Below are 23,081 nucleotides of genomic sequence, written 5' to 3'. Positions count from 1 at the left end.
CCCGAGGTCACGCGGAGGCGCGCCGGACCAGGCGCGTGGGCAGGATGAGCGAGCTGCGCTCCTGCCCGGCGATCAGCCCGATGAGCAACCGGGCCATCTCCGTGCCCAGCGCCTGGATCGGCTGGTGGACAGTGGTCAGGGGCGGGTCGGTGCGACGGGCCGCGCCCAGGTCGTCGAAGCCGACCACGGCCACGTCGCCCGGCACGGACAGGCCGGCCTCGCGCAGGACGCGCAGGGCCCCCGCAGCCATGTTGTCGCTGGCCGCGAAGACGCCGTCGGCGCCGGGGTGGCGCTCGAGCACGGTGCGCATCGCCGCCGCCCCGCCGGCCTCGGTGAAGTCACCCTCGACCACGCCGTGCGGGGTGAGGCCGGCCATGGCCAGCGCCTCGCGGTAGCCCCGGTGGCGGGCGTCGGCGGCGCCGCTGCCGGATTCGCCGGTGATCGTGACGATGCGGGTCCGGCCGAGCCCGATCAGATGCTCGGTGGCTTGCCGGGCGCCGCCGAGGTTGTCGCAATCGACGTACCACTTCGGCTCGAAGCCGAGCGGCCGACCACCGTAGACGGTGGGCAGGCCGGCCTGGCCCGCGATCCGGTTCACCGGGTCGTCCTGGCGCGTGGCCAGCAGCATGAGGCCGTCGACGCCGCCGGTGTGCAGCAGATTCGTCAGCCGGGACCGGCCCCGGCCCGAGCTGGCCAGGCACAGCAGCAGGTGCAGCTCGGTCTCCTCGAGCGCTGCCGAGACGCCGACGATGACCTGCGCGAAGAACGGATCGGCGAACAGTTCGGGATCGTCGTGGGACACCGCCAGGGCGACGACGCCCGTCTGCCGGGTGGCCAGCGCGCGGGCGGCGCGGTTGGGCCGGTAGCCCAGCTCCTTGATGGCCTTCTCGACGGCTTCGCGGGCGGCACGGCTGACGTGCGGCGCCTGGTTGATGGCGCGGGACGCGGCCGAGCGGGAAACGCCCGCGCGCTCGGCCACCTCGTCGAGGGTGGGTTTTCGTGCCTGCGCCGCCATCTCGAAGATGATATCGACATTCGCCGTTGGATTGGGCCACGAACTGGAAGCGCTCCCAGTTTTCCACCGAGGCTCTTGACATGCCTTCAGGCCGCACCCAACCTGGAATTGACATCTGTAAATGTCAAAGACCGGAAGCGCTTCCAGTTCTGAGGAGGTCTGTTGATGAGACGTGTGCTGAGCGCCGCGCTGGCGCTGGTGGTTCCCGCTGTCCTGCTGGCCGCTCCGGCCGCCCACGCCGACCCCATCGGCCAGACCAGCGGCTTCTACGTCAATCCCCACTCGAGTCCGGCCGCCTGGGTCGCCGCCAACCCGAACGACGGCTGGGCCGCCGCGATCCGGGCCCAGATCGCGCAGCGGCCGATGGCGGCCTGGTTCGGCAACTGGAGCGGCGACATCCGGTCGGCGGTCGGCTCCTACGTGGCCGCCGCCGACGCCGTCGACAAGCTGCCCCTCCTGGTCGCCTACAACATCCCGGGCCGCGACGCGTGCGGCGGCCACTCGGGCGGCGGCGCCGGCAGCGTCGCCGCCTACGACGCGTGGATCTCCTCCTTCGCCGCCGCCATCGGCAGCCGGCCGGCCGTGGTGGTCCTGGAGCCCGACTCGCTGGGCGACTTCGGCTGCATGAGCCAGGCGCAGATCGCCGACCGCCTCGGCATGCTGTCCCGCGCCGCCGGGCAGTTCCGGTCCAAGGCGCCCAACGCCTGGGCCTATCTCGACGCCGGCAACCCCGGCTGGGTCGACGCCCGGACGATGGCGCAGCGCCTGAACGCGGCGGGTGTCTCCGCCGCGCACGGCTTCGCGCTGAACGTGTCCAACTACTTCACTACCGGTGAGAACGTCAACTACGGCAGCAACGTCGCGGCCGCGTTGCGCGGGTACGGCTACAGCAAGCCGTTCGTCGTCGACACCAGCCGTAACGGCAACGGCTCGAACGGCGCCTGGTGCAACCCGGCCGGCCGCCGGATCGGCACCCCGAGCCAGCTCGGCGGCGGCGCCGAGATGCTGCTCTGGCTCAAGACGCCCGGTGAGTCCGACGGCAACTGCGGCGTCGGCGCGGGCTCGGCCGCCGGACAGTTCCTCCCCGAGGTCGCCTACAAGATGATCTTCGGCTACTGACGCTTTTTTGCGGCGCCTTTTTGGGAGCGCTCCCGAGGCGTACCGGTCCATTCCCCCGAGAAAGGTTGCGTGCTCATGTCCATCCCCAGGCACGGCGGGGCGGCGCTGCTCGTGATGAGCGCTGCCGTCGCCATCGCCATCGCCGGCACCGCGAACGCCGCCTCCACGCTGGGCGCCTCGGCCGCACAGAGCGGCCGCTACTACGGCGCCGCCATCGCCGCCGGCCGTCTCGGCGACTCCACCTACACCCGGATCCTGACCACGGAGTTCACCTCGGTCACCGCCGAGAACGAGATGAAGTGGGACGCCACCGAGCCGTCACAGGGCCGGTTCACCTACACCAACGGCGACCGCATCCTCAACCAAGGGCTCGCCATGGGCGCCAAGGTCCGCGGTCACGCCCTGCTCTGGCACCAGCAACAGCCCTCGTGGGCGCAGTCGCTGTCCGGCAGCGCCCTGCGCAACGCCGCCATCAACCACGTCACCCAGGTCGCCTCCCACTACAAAGGCAAGATCTACGCCTGGGACGTGGTCAACGAGGCCTTCGCCGACGGCGGCAGCGGCGCCCGGCGCGACTCCAACCTCCAGCGCACCGGCAACGACTGGATCGAGGCCGCCTTCCGGGCCGCCCGCGCGGCCGACCCGAACGCCAAGCTCTGCTACAACGACTACAACACCGACGGCATCAACGCGAAGTCGACCGGCATCTACACCATGGTCCGCGACTTCAGGTCGCGCGGCGTGCCGATCGACTGCGTCGGCTTCCAGTCCCACCTCGGCACCGGCCTCGACTCGACCTATCAGGCCAACCTCCAGCGCTTCGCCGACCTCGGGGTCGACGTGCAGATCACCGAGCTCGACGTGGCACAGGGCGGCAACCAGGCCAATGTGTACGCCGGTGTCACCCGCGCCTGCATGGCGGTGTCCCGGTGCACGGGCATCACGGTCTGGGGCATCCGCGACAGCGACTCGTGGCGGACCGGGGAGAACCCGCTGCTGTTCGACAACTCCGGTAACAAGAAGGCGGCGTACACCTCGGTCCTGAACGCCCTCAACGCGGGCGGCACCACCAACCCGACCTCTCCGCCGCCCACCAGCAACCCGCCCTCCGGCGCCTGCGCCGCCACGGTGTCGCTGAACTCCTGGAACGGCGGTTTCGTGGCCACGGTGCGGGTCACCGCCGGTGCGGCCGCGATCTCCGGCTGGACGGTCGGGATCAGCCTGCCATCCGGCAGTGCGATCACCGGCATCTGGAACGCCACCAACAGCGGCGGCTCCTTCGGCAACGTCGGCTACAACGGCCGGATCCCGGCCGGCGGCTCGACCGAGTTCGGCTTCCAGGGCACCGGCAGCGGGCCCACGGCCACCCCCACCTGCTCGGCGGACGAGGAGTCGTGATGTCGATACGGAGAATCATGGCAGTCCTGCTGGCCACCGCGGCGATGGCGCTCGTGACGGCGGTCCCGGCCGGCGCCGCGGCCACCAGCGGGTGCGGCAAGGCGCCGACGCTGACCAGCGGCACCCGCACCATCGCCAGCGGCGGCCAGAACCGCTCGTACATCCTGCGCGTGCCGGACAACTACGACCGCGCCAAGCCGTACAAACTGATCTTCGCCTTTCACTGGCTGAACGGCACCGCGGGCACCGTGGCCGGCGGCGGTTACTACGGATTACAGGGCTTGTCGAACAACTCGGCCATCCTGGTCGCGCCGCAGGGCATCGACAACGGCTGGGCCAACACCGGCAACCGCGACCTCACCCTCGTCGACAACCTGACCGCGCTGATCGAGGGTGATCTGTGCGTCGACACCACCCAGGTGTTCGCGCTCGGCTGGAGCTACGGCGGGGCCATGAGCTACGCCGTCGCCTGTGCCCGGCCGGCGGTCTTCCGCGCGGTCGCGGTCCTGTCCGGTGCCAATCTCAGCGGCTGCAACCCGGGCACGCAGCCGGTCGCCTACCTCGGCATCCACGGCACCCATGACAGCGTGCTGAACATCGCGCAGGGCCGTGCCATCCGCGACACCTTCGTCCGCAACAACGGCTGCACCGCCCAGAACCCGCCCGAGCCGGCCCGCGGCAGCCTCACCCACATCGTGACCTCGTACGCGGGCTGCCGCACCGGATATCCGGTGGCCTGGGCCGCGTTCGACGGCGACCACACACCGGAACCGGTCGACGGATCCACCTCGACCAGCGGCGCCCTCACGTGGGTGGGTGCCGAGGTCTGGAGGTTCTTCACGCGGCTGGAAAGCACCACACCGACCACACCGCCGACCACGCCCAGCTCGACGCCGCCTGTTCCGTCCGGCGCCTGCACCGCCACCTATCGGATCACCGGTCAGTGGCAGGGCGGTTTCCAGGCCGAGGTCACGGTGACGGCCGGCGCCACGGCGCTGACCGGATGGCGGGTCGGCTGGACCTTCGCCGCCGGCCAGACGATCACCCAGTCCTGGGGCGGGCGCGTCTCGGGGAGCGGCAGCGCGCCGACCGTGACCAACGAGAGCTGGAACGGCGCCCTGGGCGCGGGTGCGTCGGCCACCTTCGGCTTCCTCGGCACCTGGACCGGCGCCAACAGCGTGCCCACCACCACCTGCGGGCCGGCGTGACACGCCGTCCTGTCGGTGCCGGCCATGCGCCGAGCCGGTCGTCGTTCAGGCGACCGGGCGGATCCGGTCGAAGCGGTCGGCAGCGGCGCCGCCCCAGTTGGTGCCGAACGAGGCGGTGCCGAGGGCGTACTCGGAGACCCGCAGGCCGGTCCGGGTGCCGAAGGTGGTGTAGCGCATCAGTTCTCCTGTAGGGGGTGCGGCACGGCGAACTGGCCGATGCCATGGAAAGCGTCGCGGTGGGCGGCGGCGAAGTCCTCGACGCCGGTCGGCGGCCGGCCGGTGATGCGGCGCACGGCGTCGTTGGTTCCGGCAAACACCCCGGCGCGGTAGTCGAGGGCGACGCCGGCGAAGTGCTGGATGATGTGAGCGGGCAGGCCGCGCGCAAGCAGCCCGGCGCGGTACACGTCAAGGTCCAGCGCCTCGTAGCGGACGGGCCGGTCGAGCACGCGGCTCAGCACGGCGGCGATCCGGGTGTGGTCCATCTCCTCCGGGCCGTACAGCTCGTAGGTGCGACCGGCGTGCGGCAACGGGTCGTCGAGCACCGCGGCGATGACCCGGGCCTGGTCCTCGCTGGTGATCGGGGCGTGCCGGCCCGAGCCGAACGGCAGGCCGATGACACCGCCGTCGCCCTCGTCGGCATAGCCCCAGATCAGCCAGTCGGCGAAGAACGTGGGCCGCAGGTGGGTCGTGCGGAACGGTCCGCGGTCCAGCAGGCGCTCGGCCAGCCAGTGCTGCTTGGCCGCATTGCTCAGGGCGTCGCGGCGGGCCGACACCTGGGACATGTTGACGACGGTGGCCACCTGAGCGTCGGCGGCGGCCTGGGCCGCCGTGGCGGTGGCCTCGATCAGGCCGGGCTCGACCGGGTAGCAGAAATAGACGCCCTCAGCGTCCCGCGTGACGGCGGTGACCGCGGCGAGGTCGCGCAGATCGCCCGCGACGACGTCCGCGCCCAGGTCGGCGAGCGCCTCGGAGCGCTGGTCGTGGCGGTGCACGAAGGCGGTCACCGCGTGGCCGCGCTCGCGCAGCAGCCGTACGGTGCCGGCTCCGGTCTTGCCGGTGGCTCCGGTCACCACGAATCGGCGGCTCATGTAACTCTCCTTTGGGACAGGCGGGGGTCAGCGGGCGGAGAGGCGGTCGAGCAGCCGGGCGATCCAGGCCGCCCGGGTCTCGCGGGCGACGACCGACAGGGCCGCGCCGGGGGCGAGCAGTTCGAACAGGTGGTAGCCGCCGGGCCAGATGTGCAGTTCGGCCTCGCCGCCGGCGGCCCAGAGCGCGGAGGCGTACGCCACGTCCTCGTCGCGGAAGACCTCGGCCGAGCCGGCCTCCACGTATGTGGGTGGCAGGTTGGTGACGTCGGCCGCTCGGGACGCGGACTCGTACGGGGTGATCCGATCGGTGCCCCGGCGGTCGCCGAGATAGAAGTCCCAGCCGGTGTTGTTGCTGGTGCGGTCCCAGATGCCGAGGCCGTCGATCTGGCGGGCGGAGACGCTGTCGTTGTGCTCGTCGAGCATGGCGTACATCAGCACCTGCCCGGCCAGGGCGGGGAAGCCGCGGTCGCGGGCCATCAAGGTGATGCCGGCGGCCAGCCCGCCCCCGGCGCTGCCGCCGATGGTGATCAGCTTGTCCGGATCGATGCCGAGTTCGGTCGCGTGCTTCGCGGTCCAGACCAGGGCGGCGTACGAGTCCTCGAGCGCCGCCGGGGCCGGGTGCTCCGGCGCCAGGCGATATTCGACGGTCACCACGACCGCGCCGAACCGTTCGACGTAGTCGACGACGGGCGCGACGCCGACGAACCGGTCGCCGAAGATCATGCCGCCGACGTGGGTGAAGAAGAAGCCGGGCGCCTGCTTCGCCGGCCGCGCGGGGCGGAAGATCGAGACGGTGACGCCGTTCGCGTCGCGTACCTCGTGGGTGATCGGCCGGCCTTCCAGCAGTTGTTCCAGCGTCGGGGTGAACCCGGGACCGCGCAGAGCGGAGAGGTGAGACGGCAGCAGGGTCGGAGTGATGGACTGGTTGACGACATCGAGCACGGTCTTGAGCTCGGGGTCGAACGGCGGCGGCTTGATCATGACTGCTCCTTGAGATAGGTGAGGACGATGCCGGCGACCTCGCGCCAGCCGTCATCGAAGACGAGGGAATGGCCCTTGCCGGGCAGCTCGCGGTATTCGGTGCGATGTCCGGGCCGGTAGAGTGCGGCCGCCTGGCGGGCGGCGACCGCGGGCACGGTGTGGTCCTTGCCGCCGCCGAGGATCAGCAACGGCCCGCGCCGGCTGTCGTCGAGGTCGACCTCGGTCGGTGACGCGGGGTCCTTCTTGGCGGCGGTCAGCTCGAAGATGGGCCGGCCCGGTCCGGGAATCGCATGGCGCTGGTACAGCCGGTCGGACTCCTCGCGGCTGACCGCGTTGCCGAAGCCGTAGCGGAACTGCCGCCGGGTGAGCATCACCGAGCCGTTCCGGTTGGTCTTCCTTCTGAGTACGGGCAGGGCGCTCCGGATCTGAGCCAGTGGCAGCGCGTTGACGCCCTTCACCGGCGCCGGATCGATGGCGACCGCGGCCCGGGCGACACCGGCCGCAAGCAGTTTCTGCGCGACGAGACCGCCGAACGAGTGGCCGACGACGAGAGGTGGCTCGCCCAGCGCCTCGGCGTGTCGGGCGTAGTGGTCGGTCAGCTCCCGCACCCCCGTGCCGGCGAGCTGTTCCGGCGCTTGCCGGGTGAGTGCCGCGCTGCTGGCCTCCCCGGGCCAGCCCAGGGCGACCGAGTCGTGGCCGCCCCGGGCGAAGAGCTCACGCCACGGCTCCCAGGCGGTGGAGTGGATCCACAGACCGGGGATGAACAGGACGGTCATCGCCGGGCCGCCTGCTCGATGGCGGTGGCGACGGCGGCCGGCTGCTCGACCGTGGACAGGTGGTCGGCGGTGATGGTGGTGACGTGGCCGTGGGCGCGCTCGGCCATGGCCTGCTGCTCGGCGGCCGGGATGACCTGGTCGCGGCGGCCGATGACGAACCAGCTCGGCAGCTTCTTCCAGGCGGGCGTGCCGGAGGGCTCCTGCAGCGCGCCGGCGGCGATCGGGGTCTGCGCGGCGGCGAGCGCCCGGCCGGTGGCCGCGGGCAGGTGGGCGGCGAAGATCCGCGGGAACTGGTCACGCTTGACGTACAGGTCGACGTCGCCGGCCGGCAGCGACGGATCCTGCACGGCGTCGAAGACGGTCTCGGCCGGGGCGGCGAGCGCCGAGCCGGGCTTGGCGCCGGTCAGCTGGACGATGGTCTCGCCGGCGTCCGGCGCGTACGCGTCGATGTAGGCCAGCGCGGTGACCCGCGGGGTCTGCGTGGCGGCGTTCGTGATGACCGCTCCGCCGTACGAGTGCCCGGCCAGCACGACGGGGCCGGTGGTGGCCTGGTTGACGAACGCGGCGACCGAGGCGGCGTCGGCGGCGAGGCCGCGCAGCGGGTTCGGGGCGTTGAGCACGGTGTAGCCGCGGCGCTGGAGCAGCGCGGTGACCGGGGCGAAGCTCGACGCGTCGGCCCAGGCGCCGTGCACGAGCACGACGGTCGGCTTGGCGCTGCCGTGGGCGGTGGCCGGCGCCGCCGACACGGCGGCGATCGCGGCGACGGCCGTCGCCGCAGCGGCGATCTTGCGGGTGCGGTTCATGGATGCCTCCTGTCGTTCACGGAATGACCGATCATTCCGTTCACTGCGTGAAGCTAAGCACTGGTCCACAGCGGGAACAAGACACCAGTGACCCCGGTTACCTATGACGGAAGGAACGATCATTCCGAGTTGTAGGATGGGATCATGGCGAGTACAAAGCGCGCGATCGCGCCGCGCGATCAGCTGCTGCAGACGGCGAGCCGCCTGTTCTACACCGAGGGCATCAACGGTGTGGGCGTGGAGCGCATCCTGCAGGAGTCCGGTGTTACCCGGACCACGATGTACCGCCACTTCGACGGCAAGGAAGCGCTCGTTGTGGCGTACCTTGAGCGCGAGGACAGCCGGATGAAGGAACTCTGGGACGCCGGCCTGGCCCAGGCGGTCTCGCCCCAGCACAAGCTGGAGCTGGCCATCGAGGGCATCGCCGCCGACGCGTCCGACCGCCACACGCTGGGCTGCCCGTTCATCAAAGCGGCGAGCGAGTTCCCCGACCCGGCCAGTCCGGTGCGCCAGGCCGTCGCCCGGCACCGCGCCTGGTTCCACGACGACCTGCGCGCCATGCTCAGCGAGGCCGGCCGCGAGGGCGTCGAGCTCAAGGCCGAGGCGCTCGCGATGCTCCGCGACTCCCTGCTGATCGGCAGCTACCTCGACGACAAGGACAGCGCTCGGCGTACGTTCGTCAGCACCGCCCGTTTGATCGCAGGCCTCAACTGATCCCGGCTCGCGGCCGGGCCGCGATTTCCCGCAGCGCGTCGAGGACGGAGCGGACCGGGGCGCGGTGCAGCGTCTCGGGCCGGGTCAGCACGTCGATGTGGCGGACGGCCGGCAGGTCGGCCAGCGGGCGCAGGGCCAGCCGTGGGTCCGGCGGCGTCGTGTGGCCGGGCAGCAGGGCCAGTGCCTCTCCGGCCGCGACCACCGACGCCGCCACCGTGAACTCGTTGATACGGTGGCGGATGTCGAGGGGATGCCCGGCCGCGGCCGCGATCGCGGTCAGCAGCCCGGTCAGCGGGAAGCCGTCGTGGACGCTGATCCACGGCCACGCGCTCACGTCGGCCGCGGTGAGCCGTTCCCGCGCGGTCAGGGGATGGTGGGCGGACATCGCGACGTACAACGGCTCCCGAATCAAGGGGATCACCGTGAGCCGGTCGGCGGGCCAGGGCGGGCTGTGGGCCAGCCGGTGGGCCAGCACCAGGTCGTAATCGCCGACCAGGGCCGGGAAATCGGCCTCGGCCACATCCTCGTCCGCGCACCGCACCTGAGGGAACCGGGTGATCAGCGGCGCGAACCAGGTCAGCCCGGCGCTGTGGAACGCGGCCACGGTGACCGGCGTGCCCGGGGCGTCCAGATAGTCGCCGACGGCCCGGGACGCCCGGTCGAGGGCGGTCATCACCTCGACCGCGGCCGAGGCCAGGGCCCGGCCGGCGCCGGTCAGCACGAGGCGCCGGCCGCTGCGCTCGGTCAGCGGCACCGGCGAGGACCGTTGCAGGACGTTGAGCTGCTGGGACACCGCCGACGGGGTGATGCGCAGCGCGCGGGCCACGGCGGCCACGCTGCCGCGCTCGCCCAGCTCGCGCAGCAGTCTCAGGTGATGCGGATCCATTAGGCTCCACTACATCGTCGTTTCAGCAGATGGCGTCTTGTCTACCGTATCGGCGGGCCGCAGGCTTCCGGTGTGACGGGAGACCTTCTGCTGCTGGCCGTGGCCGTGATCTGGGGCAGCAGCTATCTGGCGGCCAAGACGCTGGTCGTGGCCGGCGGCGTGCTGGTGGTGCTGGCGCTGCGCTATCTGGTGTCGATGGCGGCCATGCTGCCGCTGATGATCGGCCGGCGTCCCGCGCGGGGCGAGCTGAGGGTGGGGCTTCTGCTCGGTGGTACGCAGGCGTCGGTGCTGGCTCTGGAGACGTACGGCGTCTCGCTGACCAGCGCGACCAATGCCGGCGTCCTGATCAGTTTGACGATCCTGCTCACGCCCCTGTTGCAGGGCGGCCTGCCACCGAGGTTCTTTCTGGCCGCGGGCGTGGCCACGGGTGGGGTGGTGCTGCTGGTCGCGGGGCCGGGATTGCGGACGCCATCGGCCGGCGACGCCCTGATGCTGGCGGCCGCCGTGGTCCGGGCCGTGCACGTCACGCTCTCCGGGCGGCTCAGCCGGCCCTCGTACGACACGGTCACCCTGACCACGGTGCAGACCGTGGTGGGCGCGGTCGTGTTCACCGTCGCGGCCGGTCCGGCGCTGCTCCCGGCGGCCGGCGCGTTCGGCGCGGGGGAGTGGCTGGGTGTGCTGTACGTGGCCCTCGGCTGCAGCGTCTTCGCGTTCGTGGTGCAGCTGTGGGCCGTACGCCGCACCTCACCCGCCCGTGCGAGCCTGCTGCTCGGCACCGAGCCGGTGTGGGCCGTCCTGATCGGCGTGAGCCTCGGCGGCGAACACCTGACCGTGCTCGCGGCCGCCGGCATCGCGCTCGTCCTGGCCGGCACCTTCTGGGGCCAGCGGGTCGAACGCGCCCACCGCATGGCGGCCGGTCGTGCGGAGCAGGGTCAGCGCGAGCACGGCGGCGACGGCGTAGGTGGCCGCCTGGACCTCGAGGAGCGGCATCGTGCCGGCCACGCTTTGCAAAACGCCGCCGGCGATCAGGCCGAGCGCCTGACCGGTGGCCTGGGCCAGGCCGAACGCCGCGAAGGCGCTGCCCCGGCGGCGGTCGTCCGACGCCCGTTGCAGCAGGCTGGTGAGGCCCGCGCCGAGGAGGACGCCGGGCGCACCGACGACGGCGAACAGGACGCCGTAGACCGGCATGCTGTGGGTCAGGAACGACAGGTTCCACGTCACCGCGGTGAGCACGGTGAAGACGATGCCGCCGGCGATGGTGAGCCGGAGGATGTCGAGGCGGGCTCCCAGCATGCCCAGGACGACGCCGGCGGCGATGGCCCCGATGGCCTGGACGCCCCGGAGCACGCCGACGTCGGCCTCGGCCCCGCCCAGGATGTCGGTGACGAAGAAGACGAACAGCAGGACGAACAGGCCCTGGGCGATGGCCGCGACGAACGCCACCACGACCGGGGCGCGGCTCGCCGGGTCGGCCAGCACGCCGCGCAGGCCGCCGTGTGAGGGGCCGGCCGCTTTCACCACCCGCCGGGCCGGTTCCGCGTTTGCTGCCGGCCGGGCCCGTTCCGCGGGCAGCGTGGCGACGAGGGCGGCTGCAACCAGATAAGTCGCGATGTCCACCAGCACGACGCCGCCGAGCCCGGCGACCGCGAGCAGCACGCCGCCGAGCGGGCCGCCCACGATGCGCCCCAGGTCGTTGTTCAGGCCGACCAGGGCATTGGCGGACACCGCCCGGTCGGCCCCGACGAGGGTCGGCAGCACCGCGTTCTTGGCGGGCTCGAAGAACGCGGCGAAGGTGGCGTGGGCGACGATGACGCCGTAGAGCAACGGCAGGTCGGCCCGGTCGTGCACGGCGAGCAGCGGCAGCAGCGAGCAGGCTTGAGCGAGCATCGCGACGACCATGACGAGCCGCCGCGGCAAGCGGTCGGCGACGCGGCCCGCGATCGGGGCCAGCAGCACGGGCGGCGCCAGTTCGAGCAGAAAAGCGAACGAGGTGCCCAGGGCCGACCCGGTCAGCTTGAGGACGACGAGCGGCAGGGCGATGAACATCAGCCAGTCGCCGGCGTCGGAGACCAGCCCGGCGATCCACAGCCGGCGGAACGCGGGAACCGCCAGCGCCGAACCGGTCACGACCCGAATCCCGGCCGGGGAAAGGCCATGAGCGAGAGATGTACGTGCTCGGCGTCCTCCGGGCTGTCGGTGCGTGTGGGCGCCAGGTAGGGCCGCACCACCGCGTCGATGCGGCGCAGGACGTCGGCGAGCTCGTCCGGCGACAGGGAGAGACCGAAGCTGGCGTGCGAGTCGACCTCGCGCCAGTTCTCGGGCAGATCCGCCTGACGGCGCAGATATTCGCGGGCCAGGTGGTGGTCGAGCTCGATGGCGGCGGCCAGCACACGGGAGACGCCCGCCTCGGCGTCGGCGTCATCGGCGCCGACGGTGAAGCCGGTGAGCGTGGCCCGCCAGGGCCGGGAGCGCCCGTCACCGGAGTCGTCCGGCTCGACGAGGCCGTGCGCCGCGAGGACCCGAAGGTGATAACTGCAGTTCGACGGAGTGTCGCCGACTGCCCGGGCACAGGCGGAGGCCGTGGCCGGCCCGGACGACATGAGATAGCCGAGCACGTCGAGCCGCACCGGATGGGCCAGCGCGTCGACGACGGCGGGATCGGTCAGTTGAGGGCGGCGTTCCTGCACGGCGGCACTCCAATCTGAAAGACTCTTTCAGATCCTAGGCCGGTCCGGGCCACACCTGCAAGACTCTTTCAGATCGGAGCGCTCAGGCGGTGCACTGCCGGATCAGGCCGAGGAAGTTGCGCAGGCTCTCGACGTCACGAGGCTTGATCGGGTCGCGGTTGAAGTGGGCCACGGTGTTGCGGATCTGCCTGATCTGGTCGAGTCGGGCCACGAACAGGCTCTGGTCGACCGGCCAGTCGAGACGGTTCCAGCACTCCTCGTTCTGCAGGACGTCCTGATAGTCGGACATGGTCATCTTGGCCAGATCCTTGGCCCGCATCCGGGTTCGCGCGAGCAGACCGTCCTCGGCGAGGCCGAGAATCACCTCGCGCAGCTCCTGGTCGACCTCGCCGATGAGGAAGAAGGGGGTGGCGGTCTCGTCGTACTTGTCCACGACGTCGGCGTTGGTGATGATGCCGGAGACCTCGTTGTCGGCGTCGCGGACGAAGATGAAACCGTCGTCGCGGAGAAAGCCGATGACGTCCAGCAGTCGCTCGTCGTAGTTGAAGATCCGGGCGCTGCGGACGATGGCGGCCTCGAGCGTGGCGGTCGGGTTGTAGTGCTTGGCCTCGGCGATCGACTTCCACGTGACGGCGCCGACGAGGTTGCCGTTCTCCAGCACCGCCAGCTGCGAATAGTCGTCCAGCTGCATGGCGGTGATCGCCTGCTTGAAGGTGGCGGTCGGCGGGACCCAGCGGAGCCCGCGCTCCTCGGCCTGGAGATTGCCCAGGGTCAGGCCGATGCTGCCGGCGGTCTCCGCCTTCACCGCCGGTTCGTTCGCTTCCTCGTCACCGACGAGTTCGAGCGCGACCACCCGATCGAGGGAGACGGCGCTGAAATCCGGTCGGGTGGTGAGGCCGTGATTGTCGAGATCGGTTCGCACGACCTCGATGGTCACGCTGTTGCGGTCGTCGAAGTCCCACAGCTTGAGCAGTTCGCGGACGGTGAACGTCGCCGGCGTGCCCGCCTGCGCCAGGTCCGACAGGTCGTTCAGCCGCTCGAACCGGCTCCTCGCCTGCTCGGTGCGGGGAGACTCCGGGACCTCGCTGGCCGCCATCTTGAGAAGTTGCTGGCGTAGGTCGCTCAGGGTCGGCCCGTCGGATCCGACGCGCCAGGCGATCCATCCGGGCACGGCCTGCAATTTCGACGCGGCCGCGGCGGCGGCCGAGGGCGTGTTGTACTCGCGGCCGTCGGGCAGCGCCAGACGCGCGCGCTCGTTCACCGTGGCGTGATACGGCGGCAGGTCCATGCGCTGCCGATAGGTCAGTTCCTGCCCCACTTTCAGGAGACCGGCTTCGATGAGATCGGACAGGCGGACACGGCGTCCGTCGATCAGAACCTCTCGCCGTGTACTACGTGATGGCATGGTTGTCGTCTCCTGTGCACCGGTCGGCCGCCGCTGGAAACTTAGACACTAGAGAGCCGGACAGGGACCACCGAATGACCATTTCGGACGCCGATCGGGGGATGGTGTCCCGGAGACGGCGTCGACTAAGCCTTTTAGACGTGACCAGCGAAACGACGTCCCGGACCTCGAACGCCGTGGCCGGGGGCCGGCCCGTGATCGGGCGGGCGTCGGCCTGCCTGGTCGTCGAGGTCGAGCTGGCCGGTGATCCGCCGTGGCACCCGGGGCCGCTGCCGGTCCGGTCGGCCGGCGGCACGGGGCGGGATCTGGTGGCGCCGGCCCCGGCCGATCAGGTTCGGCGGCTCACGTATTTCGAGAGCCGGGTCAGCGAAAGCCTTTACGGGGCGCGCTGGTGGCAGGATTCCGCGGACGACGCGGTGGCCGGTGTCGAGATCGTGCGCCTGCCCTACGCCGACGACTCCCGGGCCGCCCTGATGGTCGTTCATGTGCACCTCGACCCGGCCGATCCGGTGGCCGCCCTCGGCGCGCTGGTCGCGGCCGGGCCGGCGGCCGGGCTTCTTCCGCCGGGGGCCGTGGTCAGGCCGGGCCGCGTGCAGACGGTTGCCCACGTCACCTTCGTGGGTGATCCGCCCGTGCCCTCGGCCGCCTACGACTGGCCGGCCCACCGGCAGTGGGCCTGGCTTCTCGCCTCGGCCACGCCGTTCGACCGGGTGCCGCCCGATCCCGAGGACACGGCTCTGTTCGACGGCGAGGTTCGGCTGTCGCGCGACTGGACCGCTCTCGTTCTGCGTGACGGGGCGGCGTTCGTCGGACGTACGCCCGATGGGGGAACCCAGAGTTTCCACCACGCGGCCGAGGTCTACGTGCATTCGCTCTATCTCGATGTCTTTCTGCTCGGGCGGATGCAGTGGCGCGCGCTCAACGACTTCGCCAACCGGGTGGCGACGGCCCGGTCCGAGCGGCTCGACCCGTCGGCGCTCTCCGATCTGGAGCATCGGCTGGTCGAGATCCGCCGCAACCTGTGGATCCAGCAGGCCACCAGCCGAGGCATCGGCAACGAACTGCTGGCGCGTCATCAGGCGCAGCATCGGCTGACCGAGCTCATGGCCCATGTCGAGACCGACATGGGCGCGGCCGTCCGGTTCCTCGAGGCGGTCACCGGCCGGTCCGTGAACGCCGCGCTAGGGCTGCTCACCGTGGTCGGGCTGCCGTTCGGCCTGGCGTACGCCGGCGGCGCCATCTGGGCCGATCCGAGCCCCCGCCTGTTCTGGACCTGCACGCTGCTGGCCGCCGTGGCGGCGGTCCTTCTCGCCGTGCTGCTGCCACCGATCCGCCCGATGATCCGCTCCCTGCGCCGCCGCGGGCCGAACTGATCGGAGTCCCTGGATGCTGGTCAGTCTCTACCGCGTCGGCCCGCTGCGGCACGTCATCGCCAAGGGATACGTGGTCCGCTCGCCCGACGCCCCGAACGTGATCGCCGACCTGGTCCGCCGGCCGCCCGAGCTGCCGGCCGGGATGAGGCTGCGCGCCGACCCGGACAACGCGACCGTCTGGGTGGACACCGGCCCGGTCTGGCTGATCGACGCCGCCCACCGGACCGCGCTCACCGGCGCCCTGTCCGAGGCCACCGCGTCGGTCGCCGTCGCCGTGTCCCGGCGGCGGGGCGAGCTCGTGCCGAACGGCTGGCTGCCGGCCGCGGGCGGCGCCGGCTGGCTGTGTCCCGACCTGCACGCGGTCGAGGTCGCCTCGGACACCGAACGGGAGCTGTGCACGAACCTGTTGCGCCGCTGGGTGCCCGAGATCGTCGCGCTGACCGGGCGGGCGGCGTTCAGCCCGGCCCACATGGAGCCGACCGGCTCGCGCCGGCTCGCACAGGCGGCCGACCACATGCCGACCCGCTATCTGGACTCGGCCAGCGGTGTCCACATGAAACGGGTGCAGGCGAGCCTGCGCCGTGACCACGGCATCGGGCGCCTGGAGCACATGGACGTCAACCCGCTGGGCACGGCCGCCTACCCGTTCCCGGCGGTCGAGGTGCGGTGCGTCGACGGCCAGGTGCTGCCGCGCACGGCGGTCGCGCACGCCGTGCTGATCCAGGCGATCGCGATGTCCGCGCGCCGCCTCGAGCAGGACGGCCACCGGGTGCCGACGACTCCTGACCAGGTGCTGCTGGACCGCAACCGTTCGCGTGTCATCGCCGGTGGGGTGGCGGCCCGGGTGGAGGTCCCCGCCAAGTCGAACGGCCGGGACCGGCGGTCCAAGCAGGCTCCGGTCCCGGTCACCGACCGGCTCATCGATCTCGTCGAGCGGATGGCTCCGGAGCTGGCCGCCATGCAGGTGGAGGTGGCCGAGCTACGGACGGTCGCGGGCGGGCCGGCCATGCTCGCGGCCGAGCCGCGGGCGGTGTGCAACGAGAACGACCTGTGGCGGGCCCAGCCGGTCGGTGACGACCTGCGCCGCCGGCTCGAGGATCCCCGATGGCTGGCCGCCGACCACATCTCGGCCGCGAACGAGCGGCTGGCGCCCGGTGCGATGGCGATGGCCTCCCGCTTCTGGGCCGGTCGCCTGACCGCGCAGACCGCGCCCCCGCCTCGGCCCACGAAGAAGGGAGCCGCCGAGGCGCTGTTCGAGGAGCTGCGCGGCGAGCCGGCCGAGGCCGCCGTGCTGGCCGCCCTGGAGCGCTACCTCGCGGCCGGCGGCCCGGTCCGGTTGCACGACGAGCTGCGCAAGCGCCCCGGCGAGCAGGCCAAGCAGGTGCGCCGGTCGCTCCGCCCGCCGGGCAGCGGGCGCCGCACCATCACCCGCCTTCCCGGCGACGGGCTGCGCGGCCCGGTGGCGGCCGCCGCCCGGACCGCCCGATCCGACGGCCGGGCCCTGATCAGCCTGCGCCTGGGCGAGGCGGACCGGACGGCGGCGGCGACGGCGGTCACGGCCGCGATCGAGGGGCCGCCTCCAGGCGTACGTCTGCTCCTCATCAATGACGCCCGGTTCCAGGACAACGGCGCGGTGCAGATCACCATCGAAGTCCTGGTCGTCCGCGAGGGAGGTGCCTCATGACCGCACCGGTCGTCCCGGTCCAGCTCGACCTCCGCGAGTTCCGCGCGGTGCCGGACGGGCCGGAGGGCTATCTCGCCCTCTGGCGGGAGATCGAGACCATCGTCCACCGGCTCGACCCGCGGCAGCGCGACACCTATCACCTCGACGACGCCCGCGGCCGGCTGACCATCCGGTTCGTCGATCCGGCGGCCGCGCCGGCCCGTCTCGACGGCACGACCCGCTTCGCCATCCGCGGCGTCTTCGAGCCACCCCGCATCCGGTACGCCTGCGCCGACTGCCGGGAGGAGACCTACGGGCCGTTCGTCTGCCTGGACTGCCGCGCCGAGGGGCAAAAGGACCGGCTCTGCGATCAGCACGCGGTCATCGTGGACCTCGATTTCAGCCGGGTCACGTGCGCCCGTCACAAACCCTCCTGCCGGTGCGGGCGATCGGCGACGTTCCGCTGCGGCGGCCCGAACTGCCGTGGCGCGGCCGGTTGGTGCGACCAGCATCGGATCGCCCACCCAGGCGATCCGGCGCGGGGCTACTGCCAGGACTGCTACGCACGCTTGTTCCCGGCCTGTACGACCGCGGGTTGCGGCGCGACCGGATCCATGAGCTGTGAGTACGCCGTCGCGGCGGGCCGCTCGTGCGGCGAGCGGCAGTGCCCGCGTCACGGCTACCGCTGGCAGGTCTTCGGCCCCCAGCTGACCGGCCTGGCCCTCTGCCCGCGGCACCACCAGGACCTGCGCCGGCTCACCTCGGAGCAGCTGATCCGGCAGGTCGTGGCCGGCACCGGCTCCCGCCGCCGGCACGGGCGGGGGCCGCGGCTGCCCGCCCTGCGCGGGCTGCGGCACATGCTGATCAACGTGCGGCGCGAGGTGGTCGACATCCCGGTGCTGGCCCGGATGGTCGAGTCCCTCCGGCGCGAGTCGGCCGGAACCGCGGCGGCCGAGGTGTTCGACGCCGCGTACGAACGCTCCGTCGCCGCCGCGCTGGCCACGGCGACCAGCGACCGGGACGCCGGGCTGGCCCACTTCGCCCGGCTCCAGCAGTTCCTGCGGGGCCAGGGCTACGGCCTGCTCGCCGACCGGATGACCTACAGCGACTTCACGCCCCGCTCGAACCTGCTGTTCGTCCGGGTCCCGGACGACCTGCGCGGCCAGTTCTTCGGGCGCGGCCGGCAGAACGTCGAGGCGATGGGCCAGTTCCTCGGCCTTACCGTGAGGTTGGAGAGATCATGACGGCTTCCTGGTCGTCCGACCGTGACCGGCTGCTCGTGGTCGGCGGATCGGGGCTGCTCGACCACGGCCGGGTCGGCGTGGCGGCGACACGGGTGCCCGAGCGCGGCGCGCCCGCCCTGTTCCGCGCCGGCCAGGACGCCCCGGTGCGGGTGATGCCGCTGCCCGACCTGCCGGAGGGTGTGGTGGCTGTCGGCGAGGCGCTGGCCGGCCGGCTGCGGCTGAGCGAGACCGGCGGCGACCCGTGGGCCCTGTTCGTGGGACAGGCCGCCCCGGCCGCCTTCGCCACGGTGGAGCCGATGACCGACGGCGTGTTCAAGACCCTGGCCGAGGAGCTCTCCCGCGCGACCGACGTGGCCGGGCAGGTGCTGTGGGTCGCCGACGCCGACTCGACGTGGCTGTCGGTGGACGGCGCGCCGATGCTGGTCCGCGAGGTCACCGACGCCGAGGGCCGGGCGCTGACCGGGCTCGTCGAGATCACCGGGCAGACCGAGCTGCTGATGTTCTCGCCGGGCAACCGCACCGGTGTCGACATCGTGGTGCTGGCCGACTGTTCCGGATCGATGTCCATCGACGATGTGGGCCGATCGCCGATGGGCGGCATCAAGCGCAGCGAGGCCTTGCGCAACGCCCTCCAGCGGATGCTCGCCGCGCGCCGGCGCGTGGCCGGGCGGGTGTCACGGATCGCCCTGGTCAAGTTCACGCACGAGAGCGCCGGCGTCTTCCCGAGGGCGGGCGGGATGGCCGAGATGGACGCCGACGCGCCGCCCGCGGTGTTCGAGGAGTTCGAGAGCGCCGTCAACCAGCTGATCCCGCAGAAGGCCGCCACCGACATCGGCCAGGCCCTGCACGCCGCCTCGGAGCTGCTCCACCGGCACGGCGTGCCCGGCAACGACCAGCTGATCGTCCTGGTCAGCGACGGCGCGCACTGGCAGCCGAAGGGCGAGGACGCCACCGGCGAGCTGGTGGCCGCGACCGACGACCCGATCTCGTTGATGGACGAGCTGCACCGCGCCGCGAAGATCAGGCTGCACGCCATCGGCATCAGCGACCGGCAGTCGTTCGACGTGTGGTGGCGGGCGAACTACGGTTCACAGCAGCAGAACATCACCCTGATCCCGAACCACGACCTGCTGGGCGCCCTGATGAACGTGGGCGGCGGCGACGCGGCCCGGATCGGCGGCGTCGACGTCCTGGAGGAGTATTTCGGCGGCTTGGGCGCCGGTGTGAGCCGGCGGGTGGGGCGGCCGGCCTCGCCTCGTACGCCGGCTCTTCAACCGGAGATGCGCGAGGCGCTGTCCCGGCTCAACCAGATCGACGTCCGGCTGCGGCAGGAGATCGAGCGCCTGGCCGACGAGATCCGCGGCGTCTACAGCCTGTGCGCGGAAGCCAGCCAGCGCCGCAAGGTGGGCAAGGTGTTCCGCCCCTCGAACCGGCACACCGACCTGGTCGAGCTGGGCCAGCCGGTGCTGAGCCGGCGCGACTTCGTCAGCTGGATCTCGTCGGTCTACAAGGTCTTCCACGAGAACCTGGACAGCCGCCTGCAGAACGGCGGCCCGTACCCGGTCGACGGCGTCGACGAGGTCCTGGGCCGCGGAAGCGAGTTCGCCCGCCTGTTCGCGCTGCGCAACGACGAGATGCACGACATGCCGAAGGGCGACACGCGCTCCTGGGCGGGCGACTTCTACGCCCGCTGGACCGGCCGGTTCGCCCTGACCCCGGACGACGCCGGCAGCTGGGCGAAGCTCCAGCACGGGGCGCTGCAGACGATCCTCGACGCGCTGCGCAAGGCGGAGGCGCTCATCAACCGGGCCCCCGAGGCGAACGAGGCCCCGCCCGCCGAGGAGGAGGACGAGGTGCAACTGGTCGGCTGGACCATCAGTTGACGTATCTCAGAACTTCAGCGTCGCCACGATCGGCAGGTGGTCCGAGACCTCCCAGTACTTGCGCGTCGACTTCGATCCGTCCTTCTTCAGAACTTGCGCGTCAAGATCAGGAACGAGAGCGTCGGAGACCTGGTAATCGGTGGACGGCCGGAAGAACACGTAGTCGATCCGCCGCACGGGCAACTCCCGCTGGGAACCGGTGACGTAGTGCTTGATCGTGCGGACCTTGTTCGTCAGACCACACTCGGCCGGCCCGGCCACCTTGTCATTTGAGATGGTGCACTTCGCCTCTTCGGAGGCGTCGGGGTTCCGGTCCGCCCAGGCGTCGGTCATTCCGTCGGCGAGCGTTCGAGCGGCGGCGTCCCACGGCTTGACGTTCAAGTCCCCGGTCAGCACCGGACGGAAGGTGTCGGGCTCGGCCGAGCGGTCCTGCTCGATGATCTCCTTGATCCTCTGCGCCTGGCCGTCCTGTCCCTCCTTGCTCGCCAGGTGGGTGTTGTAGAAATACACCGTCTGCCCATCGACGTCGACCTTGGCGCGGGTCAGCAACCGATCGTGATCGCCTTTCTGGGTCTGCGGCAGTGTCCACGTCTGGGCGTCGCGCATCGGATAGCGGCTCAGGATCGCGGTGCCCTCACCGTGGCTGTTGACGCTCGTCCAGGCGCAGTGCGCGGCGTCGTCGCAACCGGTGGCCCATCCCAGCTTCTCGACAACGGTGCTCGCCTCCTCCTCACTGATCTCCTGAAGCCCGACGATGCCGGCGTTGTTCATGGCGATGACATCGGAATAGTCACTGGGGCCGCCCGGCTCGAAGCGGAGATGGTGGTTGCCCCGGACGTTGTAGGACATGACGCGGATCTCGACCGGCGGTTCCGGTTCGAGTCGCGGTGTCGGCACCGAGCTGTCGCTGCTGGGGGAGAGGATCTCCTTGAGGAACTCGTGGCCCGGCGCGTAGAGCATCACTCCGGCGTCGTCCTGGATCTGCAGCACGGTGCCCGGGTTGCCATCCGTCTCGGAGGACCAGGTCGGGATGTTGCCGGGCGCCCGGAGAACCAGGTTTCCGTCCCTTTGCATCGCCAGAACGCTGCCGGAGATGCCACGCGGCATGGAGAACAGCTGCTCCTCGCCGGGTCCGTACTCGACGAGCCGTCCGTCCTCCAGCATTTCCAGCCGGTAGAGGCCGCTCGCGGACACGATCTTGTCGCCGGGCCCCAGACTGTCGCCGGGGTCGAGCTGGAAGCTGAGGCTCGAAGCGTCGGCCTGTGTCGTGATCCCGGCCACGGTTCCGGCGGCCAGCGTCAGCACGACGGCCAGTGAGAGCCGGGTGCGGGACCGCTGTCTCGGGACGCGATGATCGCCCATGATGACCTCCTCCGCGAGTCGAGTCCCAGAGTGCACCAACAGCGCTCGTTCTTCGGTAATCCGGAGGTGTACTTGCTGCATGCCTAGTCGCCCGGCCGGGGCTTGCCCGCGCGGAGCATGCTTGATGAGTGAGCTTCTCGAAACGCCGAGTGATCATGGCTGCTTTGGCCATGTTGCTGGGCGGCAGCCTCATCGCGGTGTTCGTGAAGGGGTCCGGGGGCCTGGAGGTCGCGAGCTGGATCGCGGCCATCGTCGGTCTTGTCGTGGCTTTGACGGCGATTCCCCAGGACGGAGCGCTGAACCTGGAGAAGGCCACTGTCCAACGGTTCGTGCGGACGTCGCTGAGTGTCGTCCTCGCGGTGGGAACGTTCCTGGTGTGCGCTGGCGATACGGCATCCCGCACCTCGCTGGGTGCCGTCGTGGGCGCGTCGCTGATGTTCGAGGCGAGCGGCCCCGTTGTCGTGTTCGGACGAGCTTCCGACGGTGTGGGCTACTGCTCGCGGCCGGACCAGGATTGGAAATCCCGGTGGCACGGGCCGAACGTCAGCCCGAACTGGCGCCGGCTCGACGACCTGACCGCGTTCGCCAGTTCGTACCGCGGGCTGGAGGTGATCGGACGGCGAGGAGACCGGCTGTTCTTCGGTTATCGCGATGGAGACCTCGCGTGGTACCCCCTGAAACTGGTCGGTGACGGCGTGCGGGGCCAACCGGCCGCCATGGAGGACGACGCCTCGCCGGGCAAACTCCGCTTTCTGGCGTTCGCCCCGGCCGAGTCGGGTGGCGTCAAGATCTTCGAGCGCACCGACTACAAAGATTCGTGGCCGTTCCCGTGGTACGAGCGCTCCACGCTCGTCCCCGAAGTCGGCGCGGTGGACGGAGTGGCGGTCGGCAAGGACCGGAACGGCAGTCTGGTCCTCCTTCTGCGCAGCGGCTCGAAGCTGCTGGAGACGCACCGGGCGCCCACGCCGGTCAGCGCGGACATCGGGCGGGGCTGGAGCAAGCCGCGCCCGCTGCGGATCACCGCCGGCACGGTGCCGGCGCCGGCCGGCAATCCGACACCCGCCGCGGTCGACGACATCTCGACGACGAGCGCCCTCCGTTTCGCCGTTCCCGCTGTGGACGGTGTCGCCCTTCTCAGCACACCGGACATCGCCAAAGGTTGGACGGTGGAGACGGTTCCGCTCTCGTCACCGCCGACGGCCGCCGCCCGGCTCGACACCACGAACGACGACGGCTATCGGACGACCGTCGTCGTCTTCGTGCGAAACAAGATCCTCGAGCAGGTCTGGCGTGACGAAAAGACGACGTGGAGCGCGCCGGCGCCGGTCAGCTGCTGAGCACGGCACGTTGCGCTGGCATGTGAATCAGGACTGGATCGCATGACAAAGCCGCATGCCGGATCGATGAATGTGGCACAGTTTTTCTATTACCGCTCCGCTGGCCTTCGCGGGAGAATAACTCATGCGCCAGATACGG

20 protein-coding genes and 1 pseudogene are annotated in these 23,081 nt (G+C 71.3%); 10 read left to right on the top strand and 11 right to left on the bottom strand.

The annotated features are described in order from the left end of the window. Positions 1-7: 7 nt before the first annotated feature. Complete coding sequence (locus tag ACQP2X_RS35010; protein ID WP_498689253.1) at positions 8-1,015, bottom strand: LacI family DNA-binding transcriptional regulator; 1,008 nt, start codon at positions 1,013-1,015, stop codon at positions 8-10. Positions 1,016-1,180: 165 nt separating this feature from the next. On the opposite strand from ACQP2X_RS35010, the gene ACQP2X_RS35005 reads away from it, so the two are divergent. The 3 genes from ACQP2X_RS35005 to ACQP2X_RS34995 all read left to right on the top strand — a co-directional run bounded on the left by ACQP2X_RS35005 (position 1,181) and on the right by ACQP2X_RS34995 (position 4,740). After that, positions 1,181-2,134 (top strand): glycoside hydrolase family 6 protein, encoded by a 954-nt coding sequence (locus ACQP2X_RS35005; protein ID WP_498689251.1) that lies wholly within the window; start codon positions 1,181-1,183, stop codon positions 2,132-2,134. Positions 2,135-2,209: 75 nt separating this feature from the next. Then, positions 2,210-3,532, top strand: coding sequence for a glycoside hydrolase family 10 protein (locus tag ACQP2X_RS35000; protein ID WP_498689249.1), 1,323 nt, complete (start codon positions 2,210-2,212; stop codon positions 3,530-3,532). Further along, complete coding sequence (locus tag ACQP2X_RS34995; protein ID WP_498689247.1) at positions 3,532-4,740, top strand: CE1 family esterase; 1,209 nt, start codon at positions 3,532-3,534, stop codon at positions 4,738-4,740. Before ACQP2X_RS35000 ends, ACQP2X_RS34995 begins: the two co-directional genes overlap by 1 nt. A 45-nt stretch (positions 4,741-4,785) precedes the next feature. On the opposite strand, the gene ACQP2X_RS34990 is transcribed toward ACQP2X_RS34995, so the two are convergent. From ACQP2X_RS34990 to ACQP2X_RS34970, 5 genes are read right to left on the bottom strand one after another with little or no spacing between them, the layout of a single operon-like run. Continuing rightward, complete coding sequence (locus ACQP2X_RS34990) at positions 4,786-4,917, bottom strand: hypothetical protein (RefSeq protein WP_498689245.1); 132 nt, start codon at positions 4,915-4,917, stop codon at positions 4,786-4,788. Then, positions 4,917-5,828 carry an NmrA family NAD(P)-binding protein gene (locus tag ACQP2X_RS34985; protein WP_498689242.1) on the bottom strand — a complete coding sequence of 304 codons (912 nt, stop codon included), beginning with the start codon at positions 5,826-5,828 and terminating at the stop codon, positions 4,917-4,919. The genes ACQP2X_RS34990 and ACQP2X_RS34985 overlap by 1 nt, the downstream gene beginning before the upstream one ends. A gap of 27 nt (positions 5,829-5,855) precedes the next feature. After that, on the bottom strand, positions 5,856-6,809 hold the full coding sequence (locus ACQP2X_RS34980; protein ID WP_498689240.1) for an alpha/beta hydrolase: 954 nt from the start codon (positions 6,807-6,809) through the stop codon (positions 5,856-5,858). Beyond that, positions 6,806-7,585: an alpha/beta hydrolase gene (locus tag ACQP2X_RS34975; RefSeq protein WP_498689237.1), complete on the bottom strand. Its 780-nt coding sequence runs from the start codon at positions 7,583-7,585 to the stop codon at positions 6,806-6,808. The genes ACQP2X_RS34980 and ACQP2X_RS34975 overlap by 4 nt, the downstream gene beginning before the upstream one ends. After that, positions 7,582-8,388 (bottom strand): alpha/beta fold hydrolase, encoded by an 807-nt coding sequence (locus ACQP2X_RS34970; protein ID WP_498689235.1) that lies wholly within the window; start codon positions 8,386-8,388, stop codon positions 7,582-7,584. Before ACQP2X_RS34970 ends, ACQP2X_RS34975 begins: the two co-directional genes overlap by 4 nt. A 144-nt stretch (positions 8,389-8,532) precedes the next feature. Between ACQP2X_RS34970 and ACQP2X_RS34965 the strand changes: the two genes are divergently transcribed. Beyond that, on the top strand, positions 8,533-9,102 hold the full coding sequence (locus tag ACQP2X_RS34965; protein WP_498689233.1) for a TetR/AcrR family transcriptional regulator: 570 nt from the start codon (positions 8,533-8,535) through the stop codon (positions 9,100-9,102). Here the strand turns inward: ACQP2X_RS34965 and ACQP2X_RS34960 are convergent. Further along, positions 9,095-9,988: a LysR family transcriptional regulator gene (locus ACQP2X_RS34960; RefSeq protein ID WP_498689230.1), complete on the bottom strand. Its 894-nt coding sequence runs from the start codon at positions 9,986-9,988 to the stop codon at positions 9,095-9,097. The two genes, ACQP2X_RS34965 and ACQP2X_RS34960, sit on opposite strands and share 8 nt — an antisense overlap. 72 nt (positions 9,989-10,060) lie before the next feature. Between ACQP2X_RS34960 and ACQP2X_RS34955 the strand changes: the two are divergent. Further along, a pseudogene (locus ACQP2X_RS34955) lies at positions 10,061-10,804 on the top strand (DMT family transporter); the annotation flags it as partial. Here the strand turns inward: ACQP2X_RS34955 and ACQP2X_RS34950 are convergent. From ACQP2X_RS34950 to ACQP2X_RS34940, 3 genes are all read right to left on the bottom strand, one after another. Continuing rightward, positions 10,733-12,115: an MFS transporter gene (locus ACQP2X_RS34950; RefSeq protein WP_498689226.1), complete on the bottom strand. Its 1,383-nt coding sequence runs from the start codon at positions 12,113-12,115 to the stop codon at positions 10,733-10,735. The pseudogene ACQP2X_RS34955 and the gene ACQP2X_RS34950 overlap by 72 nt on opposite strands. Further along, positions 12,112-12,675 carry a winged helix-turn-helix domain-containing protein gene (locus ACQP2X_RS34945; protein ID WP_498689224.1) on the bottom strand — a complete coding sequence of 188 codons (564 nt, stop codon included), beginning with the start codon at positions 12,673-12,675 and terminating at the stop codon, positions 12,112-12,114. The genes ACQP2X_RS34950 and ACQP2X_RS34945 overlap by 4 nt, the downstream gene beginning before the upstream one ends. A gap of 82 nt (positions 12,676-12,757) precedes the next feature. Beyond that, positions 12,758-14,080: a restriction system modified-DNA reader domain-containing protein gene (locus tag ACQP2X_RS34940; protein ID WP_498689222.1), complete on the bottom strand. Its 1,323-nt coding sequence runs from the start codon at positions 14,078-14,080 to the stop codon at positions 12,758-12,760. Between the two features lie 140 nt (positions 14,081-14,220). Between ACQP2X_RS34940 and ACQP2X_RS34935 the strand changes: the two genes are divergently transcribed. The 4 genes from ACQP2X_RS34935 to ACQP2X_RS34920 are packed head-to-tail and all read left to right on the top strand — an operon-like array spanning position 14,221 to position 20,243. Beyond that, positions 14,221-15,453: a hypothetical protein gene (locus tag ACQP2X_RS34935; protein WP_498689220.1), complete on the top strand. Its 1,233-nt coding sequence runs from the start codon at positions 14,221-14,223 to the stop codon at positions 15,451-15,453. Between the two features lie 13 nt (positions 15,454-15,466). Then, positions 15,467-17,137 (top strand): hypothetical protein, encoded by a 1,671-nt coding sequence (locus ACQP2X_RS34930; RefSeq protein WP_498689218.1) that lies wholly within the window; start codon positions 15,467-15,469, stop codon positions 17,135-17,137. Continuing rightward, the gene (locus tag ACQP2X_RS34925; RefSeq protein WP_498689216.1) at positions 17,134-18,360 is read left to right on the top strand and encodes a hypothetical protein; all 1,227 of its coding nucleotides are present in this window, start codon (positions 17,134-17,136) and stop codon (positions 18,358-18,360) included. Before ACQP2X_RS34930 ends, ACQP2X_RS34925 begins: the two co-directional genes overlap by 4 nt. Next, positions 18,357-20,243 (top strand): vWA domain-containing protein, encoded by a 1,887-nt coding sequence (locus tag ACQP2X_RS34920; protein ID WP_498689214.1) that lies wholly within the window; start codon positions 18,357-18,359, stop codon positions 20,241-20,243. Before ACQP2X_RS34925 ends, ACQP2X_RS34920 begins: the two co-directional genes overlap by 4 nt. A 6-nt stretch (positions 20,244-20,249) precedes the next feature. On the opposite strand, the gene ACQP2X_RS34915 is transcribed toward ACQP2X_RS34920, so the two are convergent. Further along, complete coding sequence (locus ACQP2X_RS34915; protein ID WP_498689211.1) at positions 20,250-21,605, bottom strand: endonuclease/exonuclease/phosphatase family protein; 1,356 nt, start codon at positions 21,603-21,605, stop codon at positions 20,250-20,252. A 128-nt stretch (positions 21,606-21,733) separates the two neighbouring features. Here ACQP2X_RS34915 and ACQP2X_RS34910 point away from each other — a divergent pair, with 128 nt between their 5' ends. Beyond that, entirely contained in the window at positions 21,734-22,942 is a 1,209-nt protein-coding gene (locus ACQP2X_RS34910) for a hypothetical protein (protein ID WP_498689209.1), read from the top strand. Positions 22,943-23,081 lie beyond the last annotated feature (139 nt).

The sequence above is a fragment of the Actinoplanes sp. CA-131856 genome (genome assembly GCF_050956135.1).
Classification (GTDB): Bacteria; Actinomycetota; Actinomycetes; order Mycobacteriales; family Micromonosporaceae; genus Actinoplanes.
This window is presented reverse-complemented; position numbering and strand designations above follow the sequence as displayed.

What these genes read in the sequence shown, in the direction of transcription:
- ACQP2X_RS35010 (WP_498689253.1), bottom strand. Translation starts at nt 1,015, where the DNA reads ATGGCGGCGCAGGCACGAAAACCCACCCTCGACGAGGTGGCCGAGCGC.
- ACQP2X_RS35005 (WP_498689251.1), top strand. Translation starts at nt 1,181, where the DNA reads ATGAGACGTGTGCTGAGCGCCGCGCTGGCGCTGGTGGTTCCCGCTGTC.
- ACQP2X_RS35000 (WP_498689249.1), top strand. Translation starts at nt 2,210, where the DNA reads ATGTCCATCCCCAGGCACGGCGGGGCGGCGCTGCTCGTGATGAGCGCT.
- ACQP2X_RS34995 (WP_498689247.1), top strand. Translation starts at nt 3,532, where the DNA reads ATGTCGATACGGAGAATCATGGCAGTCCTGCTGGCCACCGCGGCGATG.
- ACQP2X_RS34990 (WP_498689245.1), bottom strand. Translation starts at nt 4,917, where the DNA reads ATGCGCTACACCACCTTCGGCACCCGGACCGGCCTGCGGGTCTCCGAG.
- ACQP2X_RS34985 (WP_498689242.1), bottom strand. Translation starts at nt 5,828, where the DNA reads ATGAGCCGCCGATTCGTGGTGACCGGAGCCACCGGCAAGACCGGAGCC.
- ACQP2X_RS34980 (WP_498689240.1), bottom strand. Translation starts at nt 6,809, where the DNA reads ATGATCAAGCCGCCGCCGTTCGACCCCGAGCTCAAGACCGTGCTCGAT.
- ACQP2X_RS34975 (WP_498689237.1), bottom strand. Translation starts at nt 7,585, where the DNA reads ATGACCGTCCTGTTCATCCCCGGTCTGTGGATCCACTCCACCGCCTGG.
- ACQP2X_RS34970 (WP_498689235.1), bottom strand. Translation starts at nt 8,388, where the DNA reads ATGAACCGCACCCGCAAGATCGCCGCTGCGGCGACGGCCGTCGCCGCG.
- ACQP2X_RS34965 (WP_498689233.1), top strand. Translation starts at nt 8,533, where the DNA reads ATGGCGAGTACAAAGCGCGCGATCGCGCCGCGCGATCAGCTGCTGCAG.
- ACQP2X_RS34960 (WP_498689230.1), bottom strand. Translation starts at nt 9,988, where the DNA reads ATGGATCCGCATCACCTGAGACTGCTGCGCGAGCTGGGCGAGCGCGGC.
- ACQP2X_RS34940 (WP_498689222.1), bottom strand. Translation starts at nt 14,080, where the DNA reads ATGCCATCACGTAGTACACGGCGAGAGGTTCTGATCGACGGACGCCGT.
- ACQP2X_RS34930 (WP_498689218.1), top strand. Translation starts at nt 15,467, where the DNA reads ATGCTGGTCAGTCTCTACCGCGTCGGCCCGCTGCGGCACGTCATCGCC.
- ACQP2X_RS34925 (WP_498689216.1), top strand. Translation starts at nt 17,134, where the DNA reads ATGACCGCACCGGTCGTCCCGGTCCAGCTCGACCTCCGCGAGTTCCGC.
- ACQP2X_RS34920 (WP_498689214.1), top strand. Translation starts at nt 18,357, where the DNA reads ATGACGGCTTCCTGGTCGTCCGACCGTGACCGGCTGCTCGTGGTCGGC.
- ACQP2X_RS34915 (WP_498689211.1), bottom strand. Translation starts at nt 21,605, where the DNA reads ATGGGCGATCATCGCGTCCCGAGACAGCGGTCCCGCACCCGGCTCTCA.